General features: G+C 69.8%; 11 protein-coding genes. 5 read left to right on the forward strand and 6 right to left on the reverse strand.

All coding sequences use genetic code 11. The features are described 5' to 3' along the window. The first annotated feature begins 77 nt into the window (after window positions 1–77). Window positions 78–1,928, forward strand: a complete 1,851-nt coding sequence (locus tag ACT9F5_RS08050) for a monovalent cation:proton antiporter-2 (CPA2) family protein (protein ID WP_445119363.1) — start codon at window positions 78–80, stop codon at window positions 1,926–1,928. Here ACT9F5_RS08050 and ACT9F5_RS08055 read toward each other — a convergent pair. The 4 genes from ACT9F5_RS08055 to ACT9F5_RS08070 all read right to left on the reverse strand — a co-directional run bounded on the left by ACT9F5_RS08055 (window position 1,925) and on the right by ACT9F5_RS08070 (window position 8,251). Continuing rightward, a complete protein-coding gene (locus ACT9F5_RS08055) occupies window positions 1,925–5,365 on the reverse strand; it encodes an ankyrin repeat domain-containing protein (RefSeq protein ID WP_445119364.1) in 3,441 nt (1,146 codons plus the stop codon). The genes ACT9F5_RS08050 and ACT9F5_RS08055 overlap by 4 nt on opposite strands. Continuing rightward, on the reverse strand, window positions 5,358–5,627 hold the full coding sequence (locus ACT9F5_RS08060; protein WP_445119365.1) for a YcgL domain-containing protein: 270 nt from the start codon (window positions 5,625–5,627) through the stop codon (window positions 5,358–5,360). The genes ACT9F5_RS08055 and ACT9F5_RS08060 overlap by 8 nt, the downstream gene beginning before the upstream one ends. A gap of 201 nt (window positions 5,628–5,828) precedes the next feature. Then, window positions 5,829–6,842, reverse strand: coding sequence for a cytochrome d ubiquinol oxidase subunit II (gene cydB / locus ACT9F5_RS08065; protein ID WP_445119366.1), 1,014 nt, complete (start codon window positions 6,840–6,842; stop codon window positions 5,829–5,831). Continuing rightward, the gene (locus ACT9F5_RS08070; RefSeq protein ID WP_445119519.1) at window positions 6,842–8,251 is read right to left on the reverse strand and encodes a cytochrome ubiquinol oxidase subunit I; all 1,410 of its coding nucleotides are present in this window, start codon (window positions 8,249–8,251) and stop codon (window positions 6,842–6,844) included. The genes cydB and ACT9F5_RS08070 overlap by 1 nt, the downstream gene beginning before the upstream one ends. 169 nt (window positions 8,252–8,420) lie before the next feature. On the opposite strand from ACT9F5_RS08070, the gene ACT9F5_RS08075 reads away from it, so the two are divergent. Both ACT9F5_RS08075 and hemF read left to right on the forward strand, forming a co-directional pair. Beyond that, window positions 8,421–10,826 carry a prolyl oligopeptidase family serine peptidase gene (locus ACT9F5_RS08075; protein ID WP_445119367.1) on the forward strand — a complete coding sequence of 802 codons (2,406 nt, stop codon included), beginning with the start codon at window positions 8,421–8,423 and terminating at the stop codon, window positions 10,824–10,826. Window positions 10,827–11,016: 190 nt separating this feature from the next. After that, a complete protein-coding gene (hemF, locus tag ACT9F5_RS08080) occupies window positions 11,017–11,970 on the forward strand; it encodes an oxygen-dependent coproporphyrinogen oxidase (RefSeq protein ID WP_445119368.1) in 954 nt (317 codons plus the stop codon). 533 nt (window positions 11,971–12,503) lie between these two features. Here the strand turns inward: hemF and polA are convergent. Next, window positions 12,504–15,293, reverse strand: a complete 2,790-nt coding sequence (gene polA / locus ACT9F5_RS08085; protein ID WP_445119369.1) for a DNA polymerase I — start codon at window positions 15,291–15,293, stop codon at window positions 12,504–12,506. 95 nt (window positions 15,294–15,388) lie between these two features. Between polA and ACT9F5_RS08090 the strand changes: the two genes are divergently transcribed. Together ACT9F5_RS08090 and ACT9F5_RS08095 are read left to right on the forward strand one after the other, a co-directional pair. After that, complete coding sequence (locus tag ACT9F5_RS08090) at window positions 15,389–15,688, forward strand: DUF2782 domain-containing protein (RefSeq protein WP_445119370.1); 300 nt, start codon at window positions 15,389–15,391, stop codon at window positions 15,686–15,688. After that, window positions 15,679–16,128 carry a GNAT family N-acetyltransferase gene (locus tag ACT9F5_RS08095; protein WP_445119371.1) on the forward strand — a complete coding sequence of 150 codons (450 nt, stop codon included), beginning with the start codon at window positions 15,679–15,681 and terminating at the stop codon, window positions 16,126–16,128. Before ACT9F5_RS08090 ends, ACT9F5_RS08095 begins: the two co-directional genes overlap by 10 nt. A gap of 45 nt (window positions 16,129–16,173) precedes the next feature. On the opposite strand, the gene ACT9F5_RS08100 is transcribed toward ACT9F5_RS08095, so the two are convergent. Next, a complete protein-coding gene (locus tag ACT9F5_RS08100; protein ID WP_445119372.1) occupies window positions 16,174–17,070 on the reverse strand; it encodes a LysR substrate-binding domain-containing protein in 897 nt (298 codons plus the stop codon). Window positions 17,071–17,110: the final 40 nt, after the last annotated feature.

Here is a 17,110-nt window from a genome sequence, read left to right on the forward strand (position 1 = left end):
CTGCCAGACCGCCGGGCAACAGACCCGATAGCGGGGTCCGCGATACACCCGCGGCATAATCGTCCAAGGAGGTGCGCATGCACGGTGGTGGTCTCGAACTGGCCCTGGTGTTCCTGCTCGCGGCAGTCATCGCGGTGCCGGTGTTCCGGCGCTTCGGCCTCGGCGCGGTGTTGGGCTACCTCGCCGCGGGCGTGGTGCTGGGACCGTACGGGATCCGGGTGATCCGCGATGCCGAGCCGGTGCTGGCGGCTTCGGAGATCGGCGTGGTGATGATGCTGTTCGTGATCGGGCTGGAGCTGTCGCCATCGCGGTTGAAGGTCATGCGCAAGCCGGTGTTCGGCGCCGGCGGCGCGCAGATGCTGGCCAGCGGCTTGATCCTCGGGCTGCTGGCGACGCTGGTCGGGTTCGGCTGGAAGGCGGCGCTGGTGGTCGGCCTCGGGCTGGCGCTGTCGTCGACCGCGGTCGGGCTGCAGCTGCTGTCGGAGCGCAAGGCGCTGACCAGCGAGCACGGCCGGCTGGCGTTCGCGATCCTGCTGTTCCAGGACCTGTGCGCGATCCCGTTGCTGGCGGCGATCCCGCTGCTCGGCCAGGCGGCGGCGGTGGAGGCCGGCGGGCTCGGTTGGGACGCGGTGCTGAAGGCGGTCGCGGCGATCGTGGCGCTGGTGTTCGGCGGCCGGGTGTTGCTGCGCCACGTGTTCCGGGTGGTCGCGCGTTCGATGATGCCGGAGGTGTTCACCGGCGCGGCGCTGTTGACGGTGCTGGGGTCGGCGTGGGTGATGCAGATTGCCGGATTGTCGGCCGGACTGGGGGCGTTCCTGGCCGGCGTGCTGCTGGCCGACTCGGAGTTCCGCCACGAACTGGAAGCGCAGATCGAGCCGTTCAAGGGTTTGTTGCTGGGGCTGTTCTTCATGGCAGTCGGCATGAGCATCGACCTCAAGCGGGTGATGGCCGAGCCGCTGCTGATCGAGGCGATCGTGCTGGCGCTGCTGGTGGTGAAGTTCGCGATCCTGTTCGCGGTCGGTGTACGCCCGGGCGGCCTGTCGCGGCGCGATGCGCTGCAACTGGCGGCGGTGCTGGCGGTCGGCGGCGAGTTCGCCTTCGTGGTGTTCTCCGAGGCGGTCAAGGCCGGCCTGCTCGACGAGGTGATGCGCGACCGGCTGGTCGCGGCCGTTGGCATCTCGATGGCGTTGACGCCGCTGCTGATGATCGCGGTCGCACGCTTCCTGCGCGGCCATCCGGTGGCGCGGCCGGCACGCGATTACGACCCGATGCCCGATGACGGCCACCCGCAGGTCCTGATCGCCGGTTTCGGCCGCTTCGGCCAGATCGTCGCGCGCCTGCTGGTGGCGCAGAAGGTGCCGTTCATCGCGATCGAGCACAGTGCCGACCAGGTCGACTTCATGCGGCGCTTCGGCAACCCGCTGTTCTATGGCGACCCGGCCAAGCCCGAGCTGTTGCGTTCGGCCGGCGCCGCGCACGTGCGGGTGTTCGTGGTCGCGATCGACGATCCCGAGGCCAGCCTGCGCACGGTGCGGGTAATCCGCCGGCTGTATCCGCAGGCGAAGGTCATCGCCCGCGCGCGCGACCGCCGGCATGCCTGGGACCTGATGGACCTGGGCGCGCAATCACAGCGCGAGATGCTGCTGTCGAGCCTGCAGGTCGGCGAGGACGTGCTGGTCGCGCTCGGCGTGCCGCCCGCGGTGGCGCGCGACCACGGCCGCCGGTTCCTCGCCCACGACGAGCGCCTGCTCAATGCGCAGTACCTGGTGCATGACGATGCCGAGGCGTTGGCGCAGGCGTCGAGCGACGCGCGGCGCGAGCTGGAGCAATTGTTCGACGCCGACCAGGGCACCGGCGTGCTTGGCGGCATCACGCGGCGCAAGGACGCGCCGCCACCGAAGGAAACCGGGGAGCCCGGCAGCGCCTAGCGCGGGTCGTCGCGCAGGAAGCGTGCCATCGACACGTCGCCGCCGGCGGTTGGCGGCGAGAATTCGGCGGCGATGTCGATGAAGCCGCGCATGACCGCGATCTCGCGCGGACTGCGGTTGAGGGTGTCGCGCAGGTCCGGATCGGCAGACGCGCGCAACAGCCACTTCACCACTTTCAGCAGGCCGTGCAACGCGGCCAAGTGCAGCGGGCCGAAGCCGCGCGGGTCCTGGCGGTCGAGCCGGGCGTCGTGGTCCATCAGCTGTTCGAGGCCGGCGATCAGTACGTCCTCGTCGGCGGCACTGCCGGGTTCGGCGCGCGCGCCGAGCAGCAGCAGCAATGGCGTGGCACCGCCATCGGCTGCGCTGTCGGCGTCGGCTTCGGCGCCGGCCAGCAACAGGGTGTCGAACAGCGCGACCAGGCGCGTGCGCTCGCGCGCGCCGAAGCCGAACATCGCGGCGCAATGCAGTGCGTTGCGGCCCTGCGCGTCGACCGCGCGCACGTTGGCGCCGGCACCGAGCAGGCGCGCGGCGAGGTCGGGCAGGCCGAGCGCGCACGCGACCATCAGCACCGTCAACTCGCCCGGCAGGCGCTGTTCTATATCGGCGCCGGCCGCCAGCAGCCGGTCGACGATGTCGTTGTGGCGCATGCTGACCGCCGCCGACAGCGGGGTCGCGCCGGAACCGGCCGCGAGCTGCGGATCGGCGCCGCGCGCGAGCAGCAGGTCGACCACCGCGCGGTGCCCGCCACCGGCCGCGCGCAGCAGCGCGGTGCAGCCCTGGCTGTCGAGCGCATCGACCGGCAGCCCGAGGTCGAGCAGGCGACGCACCGCATCGGCGTCGCCGACGATCGCGGCGGCCGGGACGTCAGCGGCCTGCAGGCGCCGGCGCGGCAGCGGCCAGCCGCGCCAGTCGAGCCAGTCGGCCAAGTCGCGGCGACCGGCCGACAGGGCAACGCCCAGCGGCGTCTGTCCATCGGCGGCGAGCTGGTCCGGCGAGGCGCCGTGGGCGACCAGTTGGCGCAGCATCGCCTCGCGCCCGAGCGCGGTGGCCAGGTGCAGCGGGCTCATGCCGCGGCTGTCGCGCGCATCCAGGTCGACCCCGCTGTCCAGCAGGCGCCGCAGCAGGCGCGACCAACCCAGACGAACCGCCAATGTCAGCGGTGGATCGCCGGCGCGACCGGGCGAGAACGGGTCGGCGCCATGCTCGACCAGCGTCAGGGCGAAGTCTTCCGCCCCACCCGCCGGCTTTTCACTGGCGACGCAGGCACCGAGGAACATGGCCAGGCCACCGGCACCGGCCGGCGACACCGCGCGCTCCAGCAGCACGCGCAGCGACGGCAGGTTCGCGGGACCGCGTCGCAGCAATACCGACATCGGGGTGTTGCCGGACCCGTCACGGACCTCCGGGTTGGCGCCACGGGCCAGCAACCATTCGATCTGGTGCGGCGGCACGATCGCGTCGCCGTCGTGCAGCAGGGCACCGAGTTCGGCCGGGCCGAGCAGGCTGGCGACGGATTCCAGCTCCAGTTCGCGGCCGTCGCCGAGGCCTTCGCGCAGCAACGCGGCCGGGGCGCGGTCGGCCAGCGCGGCATCGTCGGCGCCGCTGACGCTGGCGGGCAGCGCATAGCCGGCGTCGAGTGCGGCCACCAATGGCCAGCGGCCGGCCTCGGCGGCGCGGTCGATCGGGCGCTTGCCTTCGCGGTCGCGTTGCTCGGGGTCGATCCCGAGGCCGAGCAGGCGCTTGGCCAGCGCCGGGGTCGCGCCTTCGGCCATGCAGGCCAGGGCCAACACGTTGCGTCCGTGCTCATCCTGGCTGGCGACCTCGGCCGCGCCGCCGCTGGGCAACTTCTCCAGCAGCCGGTCGAGCACATCCAGATGGCCGCCTCGCGCGGCTTCGTGCAACGGGCTGGCGCCGTGGGCATCGGCAATCGCCGGCGAGGCGCCCGCCGCCAGCAGCGCATCGACGATGCCGGCGTGGCCGGCCAGCGCCGCCTCGTGCAGTGCGCTGCGACCGTCGCCGTTGCGGGCGTCGACCCTGGCCTTGAGCTTGAGCAGCAGCAACACCCCGGCCGCGTCGTCGTCCTCGCCGCTGGCGGCGGCCAGCAATGCCGGCTGACCGTCGGTCGGCTCGGGCCGGGCGCCGCGCTCGAGCAGGAACCGCGCGAGCCGCCAGTTGCCGGCGGCGCAAGCCACGCCGAGCGGGGACAGGCCGTCGTGGTTGAGCACTTCCAGTTCGGCCGCGGCATCGCGCAACAGCGCGGCCACGCCCGGGTCGGAGCTGCGCGCGGCGAAATGCAGCGGGGTGTTGCCCTCGGCGTCGACCGCGCGCGGGTCGGCGCCGTTGGCCAGCAGGGTCATCACCGCGTCGGGCCGGCCGTGCCAGCTGTCGCGGGTGGCGGCCAGCAACGGGGTCATGCCAGCCTGGGCGTTGTTGAGTTCGACCCCGCGCGCGATCAGCGCACGCAGCAGGCGCAGGTCCGGCAACACCGCGGCCAGCACCGCGAGGCTGCGCTGGTCGCGATCGTCGGCCGGTGGCGGTGCGTGCGGATCGGCGCCTTCCTCGATCAGTTCCAGCGCGCGCTCGACCCGGCCGCTACGGGCGGCGGCATACAGTGCCGGCTCCAGTGGCTCCGCGGGTGGCGCGCGGCGGATGACGACATCGTCGACCAGCGCGTCGACGCCTGCGTCGGTGTGGCCGGCCGGCAACTCGCCCCCTTCGGCCGCTTCGGCGACGTGGCCTTCGCGGTTCAGCGACGCCTGCTCCACGGCGGCCTCGCCTTCGACCTGCTCTTCGCCGAGATCTTCTTCGAATTCGTCCTCGCCGAGGTAGCCCAATGCATCGGCCGGCGCCACGCGCTGCAGCCACGCATGCAGCGCCACCGAAGCCGCCAGCAGCAGCGCCGCCAACAACCAGCGCAGGCCGCCATCGACCAGCCCCGGCCACGCCAGCGCCACGATCGTCGCCGCCACCGCGGTCACCGCCACCGCCACGCCCAGCCCGCGCCAGGCGCCCGGGTCGACCGCCACCAGCGCGCGCCAGTGGTCGCCAAAGGCGCCGCCATCGCGCTCGAGTCCCTGCCACAGCGGCCACAGGCGCCACAGCACGATCAGCGCGACGCCGATCACCACGCTCAGGCCAAGCACCGCCGGCAGCGAACCACCGCGCAACAATGCCGACAGCGGCCAGGCGACCGCGAGCGCCAGCGCCGCGACCACGCCCACCCAGAGCAGCAGCACCGGCGGCAATCCGTGGCGCAACCGCGACGGGGTCACCGGCGCACGGTTGCGCCAGTGCCGTGCCGCCATCGCGAACAACGGCTGGGCGAGGGTACCGGCGACGCCAGCGAACCAGCCGCCGAGCCCGCCCAGCAACGCCAGCACGGCTGCACCGGCAGCCAGTCCAACCAGCGGACCGCGGTGCTCGGGTCGCTCAGCCATCGGTGCCCCAGTCCTCGGTCATCGGGTCGGCCGTTTCGGCCGGCAACTGCAGATGGAACCCGCGCAGGGCCAGGTTCTCGCGCACCACCGCGGCATCGCCGCGGGCCAGTGTCCGCCCGGGCGTCAGCGCCAGCTCCATCACGAACTGCAGCCGCCCCAGCGGCGCGCGCACGGCCTCGGGCACGCGCGTGAAGTCATCGCGCGCAGCGAGGAACACGTAGGTGTCGTCCTTGCGGAGGCTCTTGTAGACGTAGGCTTGCATGGCGCCCGGGGGAAAGCTGCACGGAAACTGTGCCGACAGCATACCCGCAGCCCACGGGCCCGCGACAACGGCATTCAGCCGCCATCGCAGGCACCTGTGCCAGCACCGCCCCCCCCCTGTAGCAGCGGCTTCAGCCGCGAACCAGAATCGTCAGCCCACGCCGTCGCCGGTCGCGGCGCCCTCAGTATCTAGTGTCAGTATCTAGTGGTAGCCCGAGTCGGCCTCGACCTTGCCGCGGAACACCCGGTACGACCACCACGTGTAACCCAGGATCAGTGGCAGCAGCACCACCAGCCCGGCCAGCACGAACATCTGCGACGACGGCGGCGACGCGGCCTCCCAGATGGTCAGCGCCGGCGGCACGATGTTCGGCCAGATCCCCAGCACCAGCCCGATGAAACCGAGCGCGAAGAAGCACAACGTCAGCACGAACGGCGTGGCGTCGCGGCCCTCGCGCATCGCCGCGCGCCACAACGCGACGGCGTTGGCCAGCGCAAGCAGCGGCACCGGCGCCAGCCACCAGAAATTCCCGCCCTCGAACCAGCGCGCCATGATTCGCGAGTCCAGGAACGGCAGCCACGCGCTGACCAGCCCCATGAACGCGACCACCACGAACACCAGCGGCCGGGTCAGGTTACGCGCGACCAGCTGCATCCGGCCGTCGGTCTTGAGGATCAGCCAGCAGGCGCCGAGCAGCGCGTAGCCGAACACCACCGCGACCCCGGTCAGCATCGAGAACGGACTGAACCAGTCGAACGCGCCACCGACGTACTTGCCTTCCTGCAATGGCATGCCCTCGACCAGCGCGCCGAGGATCACGCCCTGCGCAAACGCTGCGAACATCGAGCCCAGCGCGAACGCCGCGCCCCACGCCGGTTTGGCGCGCCGCGCCTTGAAGCGGAACTCGAACGCGACGCCGCGGAAGATCAGCGCAATCAGCATCAGCAGCACCGGCAGGTACAGCGCCGACAGCACCAGCGCGTAGGCCTTCGGGAACGCCGCCAGCAAACCGGTGCCGCCGAGCACCAGCCAGGTCTCGTTGCCGTCCCAGATTGGCGCGGCGGTGTTCATCATGTGGTCGAGCTGGGCCTCGTCCTCGGCGAACGGCGCGAGGATGCCGAGCCCGAGCACGAAGCCGTCGAGCACGACGTACATCAGCACGCCGAAGCCGATCACGCCGAACCAGATCACCGGCAATACCGTCTGCAGTTCCATCAGCCCGTCTCCGCGTCGTCGCGATCGCCAACCGACAGCGGCCGCGCCGGGGTCTTGTCGCCATCTTCGGTATCCGGTGCCGGTTCGTGCGGTTGCGGGCCCTTGCGGACGAGGCCGATCAAGTACCAGATGCCGGCGCCGAAGATCACCGCGTAGGCGATCGCGAACGTAATCAGCGAACCCATCACCGCCGCCGCGGTGATGTTCGGGCTGACCGCGTCGCTGGTGCGCAACAGGCCGTAGACCACCCACGGCTGGCGACCGATCTCGACCACGTACCAGCCCGCCAGTAGCGCGATGAAGCCGGCCGGGCTCAGCAGCCGCCAGCCGTTGAGCAGCCACTTCGATTCGAACAGTTTTCCGCGCCACCACGCCCACGCCGACACTAGCGTCAGCAGCAGCATCAGCACGCCGAGCCCGACCATCACCCGGAACGCCCAGAACACCGGCGCCACCGGTGGCCGCTCGCTCGCCGGCACCGCGGTCAGCGGCTGGATCTCGCCGTCCCAGCTGTGGGTCAGGATCACGCTGCCCAGTCGCGGGATCGCGACCTCGTAGTCGTTGCGCTCGGCCTCCGCGTTTGGCAGCGCGAACAGCACCAGCGGTACGCCCTCGCCCGCCGGTTCGGCATGCCAGTGCGCCTCCATCGCTGCCAGCTTGACCGGCTGGTGCTCGCCGACGTTGAGCCCGTGCAGGTCGCCGACCAGCACCTGCGCCGGCACCGCGACCAGCGCGAATGCCACCGCCAGCTTCAGCATCCGGCGCGACGGTTCGATATGGATGCCACGCCGCAGATACCACGCGCTCACGCCGCCGATCACGAAGCAGGTGGTGATGAACGCCGCCAGTGTCATGTGCACCAGCCGATACGGGAACGACGGGTTGAAGATGATCGCCGACCAGTCGACCGGCACGAACATGCCGTCGATGATTTCGTGGCCCTGCGGCGTCTGCATCCAGCTGTTGGCCGCGAGGATCCAGAACGTCGACAGCAAGGTGCCGAGCGCGACCATGCAGGTCGAAAAGAAATGCAGGCCGTGCGACACGCGCTTCCAGCCGAACAGCATCACCCCGAGGAAGCTGGCCTCGAGGAAGAACGCGGTCAGCACCTCGTAGCTCAGCAGCGGACCGAGCACCGCGCCGGCGCGCTCGCTCAGCACCGCCCAGTTGGTGCCGAACTGGAAGCTCATGACGATGCCGCTGACCACGCCCATGCCGAACGAGATCGCGAAGATCCGCAGCCAGAAGAAGTAGAGGTCGCGCCAGACGTCGGCGCGCGTGCGCAGCCAGCGCCACTCGATGAAGGCCAGCCAGTGCGCCAGGCCGATGGTGAAGGCGGGGAACAGGATGTGGAACGAGATCACGAAACCGAACTGGATCCGTGACAACAGCAACGGCGACTGCAGCAGCTCGTCCACGCATTACCTCCGCGGCACGCGGGGGTGCGCCGCGCCGGCCATTGTACGCGCCGCCGGTTTTGCACCATCGGTCGTCGTACCGCCGCCCATGACCGCTGGCCGATCCCCCGCCGCGCGGGCGCTGCTACCCTGCGCCAAATTTGTTGCCGGAACCGTGCCGATGCCCCGTCTGTTGCCCTTGTCCGCCGCCCTGCTGCTGTCCGCCAACGCGTTCGCGCAGGCCCCGGCCACCGCGCCCGCCGCCGCCGGCTCGACCCCGATCAGCCTCGAACAGGCCATGGCCGACCCGGACTGGATCGGGCCGCCGGTCGAACAGGCCTGGTGGGCGTGGGATGGCAACAGCGCGCAGTACGAGCTCAAGCGCGAGGGCGAGACGATCCGCGACACCTGGCAGGCCGGCATCAACGGTGGCACTCCGGTCAAGGTGGACGACGCCGCGCGTGCACAACTCGACGGTGCGCGGCCGGTGTACGACGCCAGCCGCACGCGCATGGCATTCGCGCGCAACGGCGACATCTTCGTCCGCGACCTGCGCAATGGCGCGCTGACCCAGGTCACCCGCACCGGCGAGCAGGAATCGCGGCCGCAGTGGAGCACCGCCGGCAGCCTGGTGTTCCGCGCCGGCAACGAGTGGTTCCAGTGGCGCGCCGGCCAGGGCAGCAGCCAGGCCGCGATCGTCAAGGCCGAGAAGGACCCGGCGATCGAGCCCAAGCCCGACGACCTGCGTGACCGCCAGTTGCGCCTGATCGACACCCTCGCCAGCGACCGCGCCAAGCGCGAGGCCGAACGCGAGCAGGAAGCCGCATGGCGCGCCGCCGACCCGACCCGCGCGCCGCTGCCGGCCTACCTCGGCGAAGACGTGGAGATTATCGACAGCGCGCTGTCACCGGACGCGAAGTGGCTGCTGGTGGTGACCGAGGCCAAGGACGCCAATGCCGGCCAGGCCGGCAAGATGCCCAAGTACGTGACCGAGTCGGGTTACGAGGAGTTCGAGGAAGTCCGCGTGCGGGTCGGCCACAACGCGCCGCTGCCGCACCGGCTGTGGCTGGTCGAGGTCGCCACCGCCGAGGTCGACGAACTGCAGCTGCATGCCCTGCCCGGGATCGAAACCGACCCGCTGGCGGCGCTGCGCGAACAGGCCGAACTGGAGTCGCTCAAGGGCGACCGTGCAGTACGCGTCGAGAGCGAGGGCGGCGGCAGTCCGGCGATCCACTGGCGCGCCGACGGCAGCAGCGCCGCGGTGCTGCTGCGCGCGGTCGACAACAAGGACCGCTGGATCGCCACCGTCAGCCCGCAGGCCGGCCAAGTCGATGCGGCCGCGCTCGCGGTGCGCCACCGCCTGCACGACGACGCCTGGATCAACTGGAACTACAACGACTTCGGCTGGACCGCCGACGGCGCGCTGTGGCTGCTGTCGGAACAGAGCGGCTACTCGCACCTCTACATCGCCGACGGCCAAGGCACGCCGCGCGCACTGACCTCCGGCCAGTGGGAAGCCTCGTCGCCGGTGCTCGGCGCCGACGGCCGCACATTCTTCTTCGTCTGCAACCGCGACTGGCCGGGCGACTACGAAGTCTGCGCGGTCGACCGCGATGGCGGTGGCGTGCGCGAGGTCACCGCGCTCGATGGCGTCGAGGGTTTCGTGTTGTCGCCCGATGGTTCGAAGTTGCTGGTCAGCCACTCCGACAGCTACCTGCCGACGCAACTGGCGGTGGTCGACACGCGCGGCGAGGAAACCGCGCTGCTGACCGACACCCGCAGCGCGGAGTTCAAGGCGCGCCAGTGGATCCAGCCGGAGATCGTGCAGATCCCGTCGAGCGATGGCGCAGGCACCATCTGGGGCAAGTACTACGGTCCGGCGACGATGGAACCAGGCCGTGAGTACCCCGTCGTGATGTTCGTCCACGGTGCCGGCTACCTGCAGAACGTGCACGACCGCTACCCGGTCTACTTCCGCGAGCAGATGTTCCACAACCTGCTGGTGCAGCACGGCTACGTCGTGCTCGACCTCGACTACCGCGCGTCCGAGGGCTACGGCCGCGACTGGCGCACCGCGATCTACCGGCAGATGGGCACGCCGGAGCTGCAGGACTACCTCGACGGCCTCGCGTGGATCGGCGCCAACAAGCAGGGCGACGTCGACCGCGCCGGCATCTACGGCGGCAGCTACGGCGGCTTCATGACCTTCATGGCGCTGTTCAAGGCGCCCGGCGCGTTCAAGGCCGGCGCCGCGCTGCGCCCGGTCACCGACTGGTCGCAGTACAACCACGAGTACACCTCCAACATCCTCAACACCCCGGAAGTCGACCCGGAGGCGTACCTGAAATCGTCGCCGATCGAATACGCGGCCGGCCTGCAGGACAACCTGCTGATCGCGCACGGGATGATGGACAACAACGTGTTCTACAAGGACTCGGTGATGCTCGCGCAGAAGCTGATCGAGCTGCGCAAGGACGACTGGGAGCTGGCCTCGTACCCGCTGGAGCGGCACGGCTTCGTACACCCCGACAGTTGGTATGACGAGTACCGCCGGATCTTCGAGCTGTTCGAGGACAACCTGAAGTAACGCCCACTGCTCCAGGCTTTTGTAGGAGTGGCTTTAGCCGCGATCGGGAGTCGGCTCGACCAAACGATTCCCGATCGCGGCTGAAGCCGCTCCTACCAAGCGCAGACCAAGCGCAAGACCAAGCGCAAGAGCCGGGTCGATCCATGTGCCGACCCGGCGGTGCTCCGGCGCCATCGGTAGAATCCGCCGCATGAGCACCACCGACACCACCCCCGACTTCACCCGCGTCCGCGACTACCTCACGGGCCTGCAGGACCGCATCTGCACCGCCATCGAGGACGCCGACGGCGGCGCCCGCTTCATCGAGGACCGCTGGGAACGCAGCGCCACCGGCAACACCAGCGGCCTCGCCGGCGGCGGCGGCCGCACCCGCATCCTGCGCGACGGCGCGGTGTTCGAGCAGGCCGGCATCGGCTTCTCCGACGTCTCCGGCACCAAACTCCCGCCTTCCGCCACCGCCAATCGCCCCGAGCTGGTCGGCGCCTCGTGGCGCGCGGTCGGCGTGTCGCTGGTGTTCCATCCGCGCAACCCGTACCTGCCGACCACGCACGCCAACGTCCGCCACTTCCGCGCCGAGCGCGACGGCCGGACCGTCGCCTGGTGGTTCGGCGGCGGCTTCGATCTCACCCCGTTCTACCCGTTCGACGAGGACGTGCTGCACTGGCACCGCACCGCGCGCGAGCTGTGCGAACCGTTCGGCGGGCAGGCGCGCTACGACGCGCACAAGCGCTGGTGCGACGAATACTTCTTCCTCAGGCACCGCGACGAGACCCGCGGCGTGGGCGGGCTGTTCTTCGACGACCTGCAGGGTGATTTCGACACCGACTTCGGCTACATGCGCGCCGTCGGCGACGGCTTCCTCGACGCCTACCTGCCGATCGTCGAACGCCGCAGGGATACCCAGTACGGCGAGCGTGAGCGGCAGTTCCAGTTGTATCGGCGCGGCCGCTACGTCGAGTTCAACCTGGTGCTCGACCGCGGCACCCACTTCGGCCTGCAGTCGGGCGGACGCACCGAGTCTATCCTCATGAGCCTGCCGCCGCTGGTGCGCTGGGAGTATCGGTTCGAGCCGGAACCCGGCAGCGCCGAGGCGCGGCTGGCGGACTACCTGCGGCCTCGCGACTGGCTGTCGGAACGGGCGTAACCCCCGACGCCGCCCGCAAACGGCAACGATATCCGGGGCGGCCAACGCACCTGTAGGAGCGGCTTCAGCCGCGATCTGGAACCGGACGGGCGACCAACCATCCGATCGCGGCTGAAGCCGCTCCTACGAAAAGCCAAAAGCCGAGGCGTTTCATGGGCACGGCCTGCCAACCAACGCCAAATCGCAGGCAATAAAAAGCCCCGCAGGCAGGGGGGGCCGGCGGGGCTGGTGGAGCGGGACCTGGGGAGGGGTCTTCGCTCCGGGATCACTCCAGGGGAGGGAGAGATCGTCGACAGACGTTGCATCTGTCGAGAGCTATATGACCATTCCGTACATGGATGGATCGTGAAGATCGGGGTTAATTAATTGTTGGATTCAGTAGCGATTCAGAGCGCCAACTTCGGCTAACGTGACGTTAACAACCCCGCCTGGGCACTGATCGCGTGATTGTGCCAACCGGGGGCAATTTCTGCCGCAGTTGATCCCCTCAATCGCGCCTCGCGGGCCGAATCAGGGGTCCAGCACGCCGGGATTCAATGCGCTTCGTCCCAATTGAGCCCCACCCCGCTGTCCACCACCAGCGGCACCCGCAACTGCGCCGCGCCGACCATCCGCGTGCCGACTTCAGCCAGCAGCGTGTCGACAAAGCCGGCATCGGCCTCGAAAACCAGTTCATCGTGGACCTGCAGGATCATCTGCGCCGGCCCGCTGCCATCGGCGCGGCGCTGGGTCGCCAGCCACGCATCGACCTTGATCATTGCGCGCTTGATGATGTCGGCCACGGTGCCCTGCATCGGCGCGTTGATCGCGGCCCGCTCGGCGCCCGCGCGCAGGCCCTGGTTGCGGGCATGGATGTTGTCCAGATAGAGCCGGCGGCCGAACACGGTTTCGACATAGCCGCGGTCGCGCGCCTGCTGGCGCGTGTTGTCCATGAACTCGCGCACGCCCGGGTAGCGGCTGAAGTACAGGCCGATGTAATCCTGCGCCTCGCCGCGCGACACGTTGAGCTGCTTGGCCAGGCCGAACGCGCTCATGCCGTACATCAGGCCGAAGTTGATCGCCTTGGCCGCGCGCCGCTCGCCCGGCTCGACCGTCTCCAAAGTCTTGCCGAACACTTCCGCCGCGGTCGCCTTGTGGATGTCGGCGCCGGCGCCGAACGCGCGCAGCAGGCCCTCGTCCCCCGACAGGTGGGCCATGATCCGCAGCTCGATCTGCGAGTAGTCGCAGGCGACGATGCGGCGGCCGTCCGGCGCGGTGAACGCGGTGCGGATGCGGCGGCCGTCGGCGGTGCGGATCGGGATGTTCTGCAGGTTCGGATCGGATGACGCCAGCCGCCCGGTCGCGGCGCCGGCCTGGTGGTAACTGGTGTGCACGCGGCCGGTGCGCGGGTTGACCATCAGCGGCAGCTTGTCGGTGTAGGTGCTGCGAAGCTTGGCCAGCCCGCGGTATTCGAGGATCACCCGTGGCAGCTCGTGCTGGTCGGCAATCGCCTCCAGCGCCTCCTCGTTGGTCGACGGCTGGCCCTTCGGCGTCTTGACCAGTGCCGGTAGCTTGAGCTCCTCGAACAACAGCGCGCCGAGCTGCTTGGGCGAGTCGAGGTTGAAGGTGCGCCCTGCCAGTTCGGTCGCCTTCTGCTGCGCAGCGAGCATGCGCTGGCCGAGGTCGGCCGACTGCTTGCGCAACTCGTCCATGTCGATCATCACGCCATTGGCCTCGATCCGCTCCAGCACCGAGACCAGCGGCACCTCGATTTCGCGATAGACGCGCTGCAGGTCCGGTTCGGCCGTGAGCTTCGGGCCGAGCACGCGATGCAGGCGCAACGTGATGTCGGCGTCCTCGGCCGCGTACGGCGTGGCGTCGTCGATCGCGACCTGGTTGAAGGTGATCTGCTTGACGCCCTTGCCGGCCACGTCGGCGTACTTGATGGTGTCGTAGCCGAGGTAGCGCTTGGCCAGCGAGTCCATGTCGTGGCGGCTGGCGGTGGCGTTGAGCACGAAGCTTTCGAGCATGGTGTCGTCGGCGTAGCCGTTGACCTCGACACCGTGGCAGCGCAACACGTGCAGGTCGTACTTGCCGTGCTGGCCGATCTTGCGCTTGCCCGCATCGGCCAGCAGCGGACGCAACGCGTCGAGCACCTCGTCGAGCGGCAACTGCGCCGGTGCGCCCGGATAGTCGTGGCCGACCGGGATATAGCAGGCGCGGCCCGGCTCGACCGCGAAACTCAGGCCCACCAGCCGCGCACACAAGGCGTCGAGCGAATCGGTCTCGGTGTCGAACGCGAACTCGTCGGCGGCCTGCAACCGGGCGACCCACTGGTCCAGCTGCTCGCGCGCCAGCACACACTCGTACTCGCCCTTCGCCGACAGCGCGGGGTCGATGTCGGCGTCGCCCGCGCTGGCCGAACGCGCATAACCGGCCGCGGTATTGCGCACGCTGCCGCTGTCGGTGGCCGCGTCACCCGCGCCGCCATCGAGCTCGCGCAGCGCCTGCTTGAAGCCGTAGCGCGCATACAGCCCACGCAGGTTGTCGGCGTCGCGCTCGCGCAGCAACAGCTGGTCGTGACGCTGGTCCAACGGCACGTCGGTGCGGATCGTGGTCAGGGTGCGGTTGAGCGGCAAGCGCTCCAGTGCCGCGCGCAGGTTGTCGCCGATCTTGCCCTTGATGTTGTCGGCATTGGCGATCACGCCATCGAGCGTGTCGTACTCGGCCAGCCACTTGGCCGCGGTCTTCGGCCCGCACTTGTCGACGCCGGGGATGTTGTCGACCTTGTCGCCCATCAGCGCCAGGTAGTCGATGATCTGGTCGGCGCGTACGCCGAACTTGGCGAACACCGCCTCGTCGTTGTCGAGCCGGCTGCCGCTCATGGTGTTGACCAGCGCGATGCCGGCGCGCTCGTTGGCGTGCCGCACCAACTGCGCGAAGTCCTTGTCGCCGGTCGAGATGGTCACGTCGACGCCGGCGTCGGCCGCCTCGATCGCCAGCGTGCCGATGACGTCGTCGGCTTCCACGTCCGGGATGCGGATGATGTCGATGCCCAGCGCCTGCACGATGTCGCACATCGGCTGCACCTGCGAGCGCAACTCGTCGGGCATCGGCGGCCGGTTGGCCTTGTACTGCGGGTCGAGGTCGTCGCGAAAGGTCTTGCCCGGCGCATCGACCACATAGGCGATGTAGTCCGGCTGCTCCTTCAGGTGCGCGCGCAGCATGTTGACCACGCCGAACAGCGCGCCGGTCGGCTCGCCGGCGTCATTGGTCAGCGGCGGCAGCGCGTGGAAAGCGCGGTAGAGGTAGCTGGAACCGTCGATCAGCACGAGTCTTTTCATGGGCCCGATTCTACGTGCCCGCCGCACCGCCCGGACCCCGGTTGCCCTGCCCCGGCCGCGGCGTATCCTGAACCTCCGCGTCCGGAGACACCGCCATGCGTATCGCCACGACCGCCCTGCTCGGCCTGCTGCTGCCCGTCGCGCTGGCCGCCTGCGCCACCATGGGCCAGCCCGCCGACCCCACCGCCGGCCTCGAAAACGCCGACGTCACCCGCCAGGTGGCCGAGAACGGCGACGTCATCGAGCAGTACCGCGTCGCCGGGCAGCTCAAGGTGGTCAAGGTCACCCCCTCGCGCGGCCCGGTCTACTACCTGATGGACACCGACGGCGACGGCCGGCCCGACGACGGCGCCCCGGTATCGCCGGTGTACTGGAAGCTGTTCGAATGGAACTGAGCCAGCCGACGCCGACCATCCGCACCGTCACCGAAGCCGCCGACCTGCGCGCCGCCTGGCCGGTGGCCAGGCAACTGCGCCCCGCGTTCGATGAAGAGCGTTTCGTCAGCCAGGTGTTGCGCCAGATCGACACCGACGGCTTCCGCGCCACCGTGCTGTACGACGACACCGGCACTCCGCGCGCATTCGCCGGCTGGCGGGTGTTGGAGATGCTGTCGGTCGGCCGGCACATCTACGTCGACGACCTGGTGACCGACGAGGCCAGCCGCGGGTGCGGTTACGGCAAGGCGATGCTGGACTGGCTGAAGGCGGAAGCGCAGCGGCTGGGCTGCGAGCGGCTGCAATTGGACTCGGGGACGCAGCGGCAGGATGCGCATGCGTTTTATCTAAGGGAACGGATGCGGATCGAGGCGTTTCATTTTGGGGTTCGGGTGGGGTGACGTGATCGGGTGGGTGACGGTCATGGCAGCAGCACAGCCACTCGCTCATCCACCTCCACGCCCTTCCCGAAGCACCTTCCCGAACACCTCCAGGAACTCCATCGCCGCTTTCGACGGCGCGCGATCTTCCAGGTGCACGCACTGCACCTTGAACCGCAATGACGGCGAGAACGGGCGGAACGCGGTGCTCTCATCAACGCTCGCACGCGCGGTGAACTCGTCGACCACCGCCATGCCGGCGCCGCACCGGGTCAGCGCGGCGGCGATGTAGAAGGTCTGGTTGGACACCACTTCGCGCACGCTGACGCCCAGCCGGCGCAGTTCGCGGTTGAACAGTTCGCCGACCGGGCCGCCGGTGGTCAGGCCCACCATGTCGCGGCCGTCCAGCAGCTGGATCGATACGGTGTCGCCGACGTCCGGCAGGCTGGCCTTGCGGAACAGCAGCATCAGTTCGCCGGCGTCGAGGTCACGGCGCTTCATGCGCGGATGGGTCGGCGGGTCGTAGGCGATGGCGATGTCGCAGCTGCGCTCGTAGAGCGCTTCGAACACTTCGTCGTGGTGCAGGGTCTGCACGTCGAACGTGACCTGCGGGTGCTGCTGGCGGAAGCGGGCGATCGCCAGCGGCGCCAGTTGCAGGCCGAGCGACGGCACCACCGCCAGCCGGATGTGGCCGGTGGAGACGTTCCTGAGGTTGCCGACGGTCTTCTGCAGCGAGTTGACGCGCTCGAAGACATCGGCGACCTCGACGAACAGCGCGTGCGCCTGGTCGGTGGGCACCAGCCGGCCGCGCACCAGGCGGAACAGCTCCAGGTCGAGTTGCTGCTGGGTGTGGTGCAGCACCTTGCTGACCGACGGCTGCGAGACGTGCAGCGCGCGGGCGGCGGCGCTGATGGAGCCGGTGGTGTAGACGGCGTGGAAGACTTCGATCTGGCGGAAGCGCATGGTCGGTCCCCGGTGAGCAGCCGCCATGATCGCCGATCGC

Source organism: Lysobacter sp. F6437, from assembly GCF_052547215.1.

What these genes read in the sequence shown, in the direction of transcription:
- ACT9F5_RS08090 (WP_445119370.1), top strand. Translation starts at nt 15,389, where the DNA reads ATGCGTATCGCCACGACCGCCCTGCTCGGCCTGCTGCTGCCCGTCGCG.
- ACT9F5_RS08050 (WP_445119363.1), top strand. Translation starts at nt 78, where the DNA reads ATGCACGGTGGTGGTCTCGAACTGGCCCTGGTGTTCCTGCTCGCGGCA.
- ACT9F5_RS08055 (WP_445119364.1), bottom strand. Translation starts at nt 5,365, where the DNA reads ATGGCTGAGCGACCCGAGCACCGCGGTCCGCTGGTTGGACTGGCTGCC.
- ACT9F5_RS08095 (WP_445119371.1), top strand. Translation starts at nt 15,679, where the DNA reads ATGGAACTGAGCCAGCCGACGCCGACCATCCGCACCGTCACCGAAGCC.
- hemF (WP_445119368.1), top strand. Translation starts at nt 11,017, where the DNA reads ATGAGCACCACCGACACCACCCCCGACTTCACCCGCGTCCGCGACTAC.
- ACT9F5_RS08100 (WP_445119372.1), bottom strand. Translation starts at nt 17,070, where the DNA reads ATGCGCTTCCGCCAGATCGAAGTCTTCCACGCCGTCTACACCACCGGC.
- polA (WP_445119369.1), bottom strand. Translation starts at nt 15,293, where the DNA reads ATGAAAAGACTCGTGCTGATCGACGGTTCCAGCTACCTCTACCGCGCT.
- ACT9F5_RS08060 (WP_445119365.1), bottom strand. Translation starts at nt 5,627, where the DNA reads ATGCAAGCCTACGTCTACAAGAGCCTCCGCAAGGACGACACCTACGTG.
- ACT9F5_RS08075 (WP_445119367.1), top strand. Translation starts at nt 8,421, where the DNA reads ATGCCCCGTCTGTTGCCCTTGTCCGCCGCCCTGCTGCTGTCCGCCAAC.
- cydB (WP_445119366.1), bottom strand. Translation starts at nt 6,842, where the DNA reads ATGGAACTGCAGACGGTATTGCCGGTGATCTGGTTCGGCGTGATCGGC.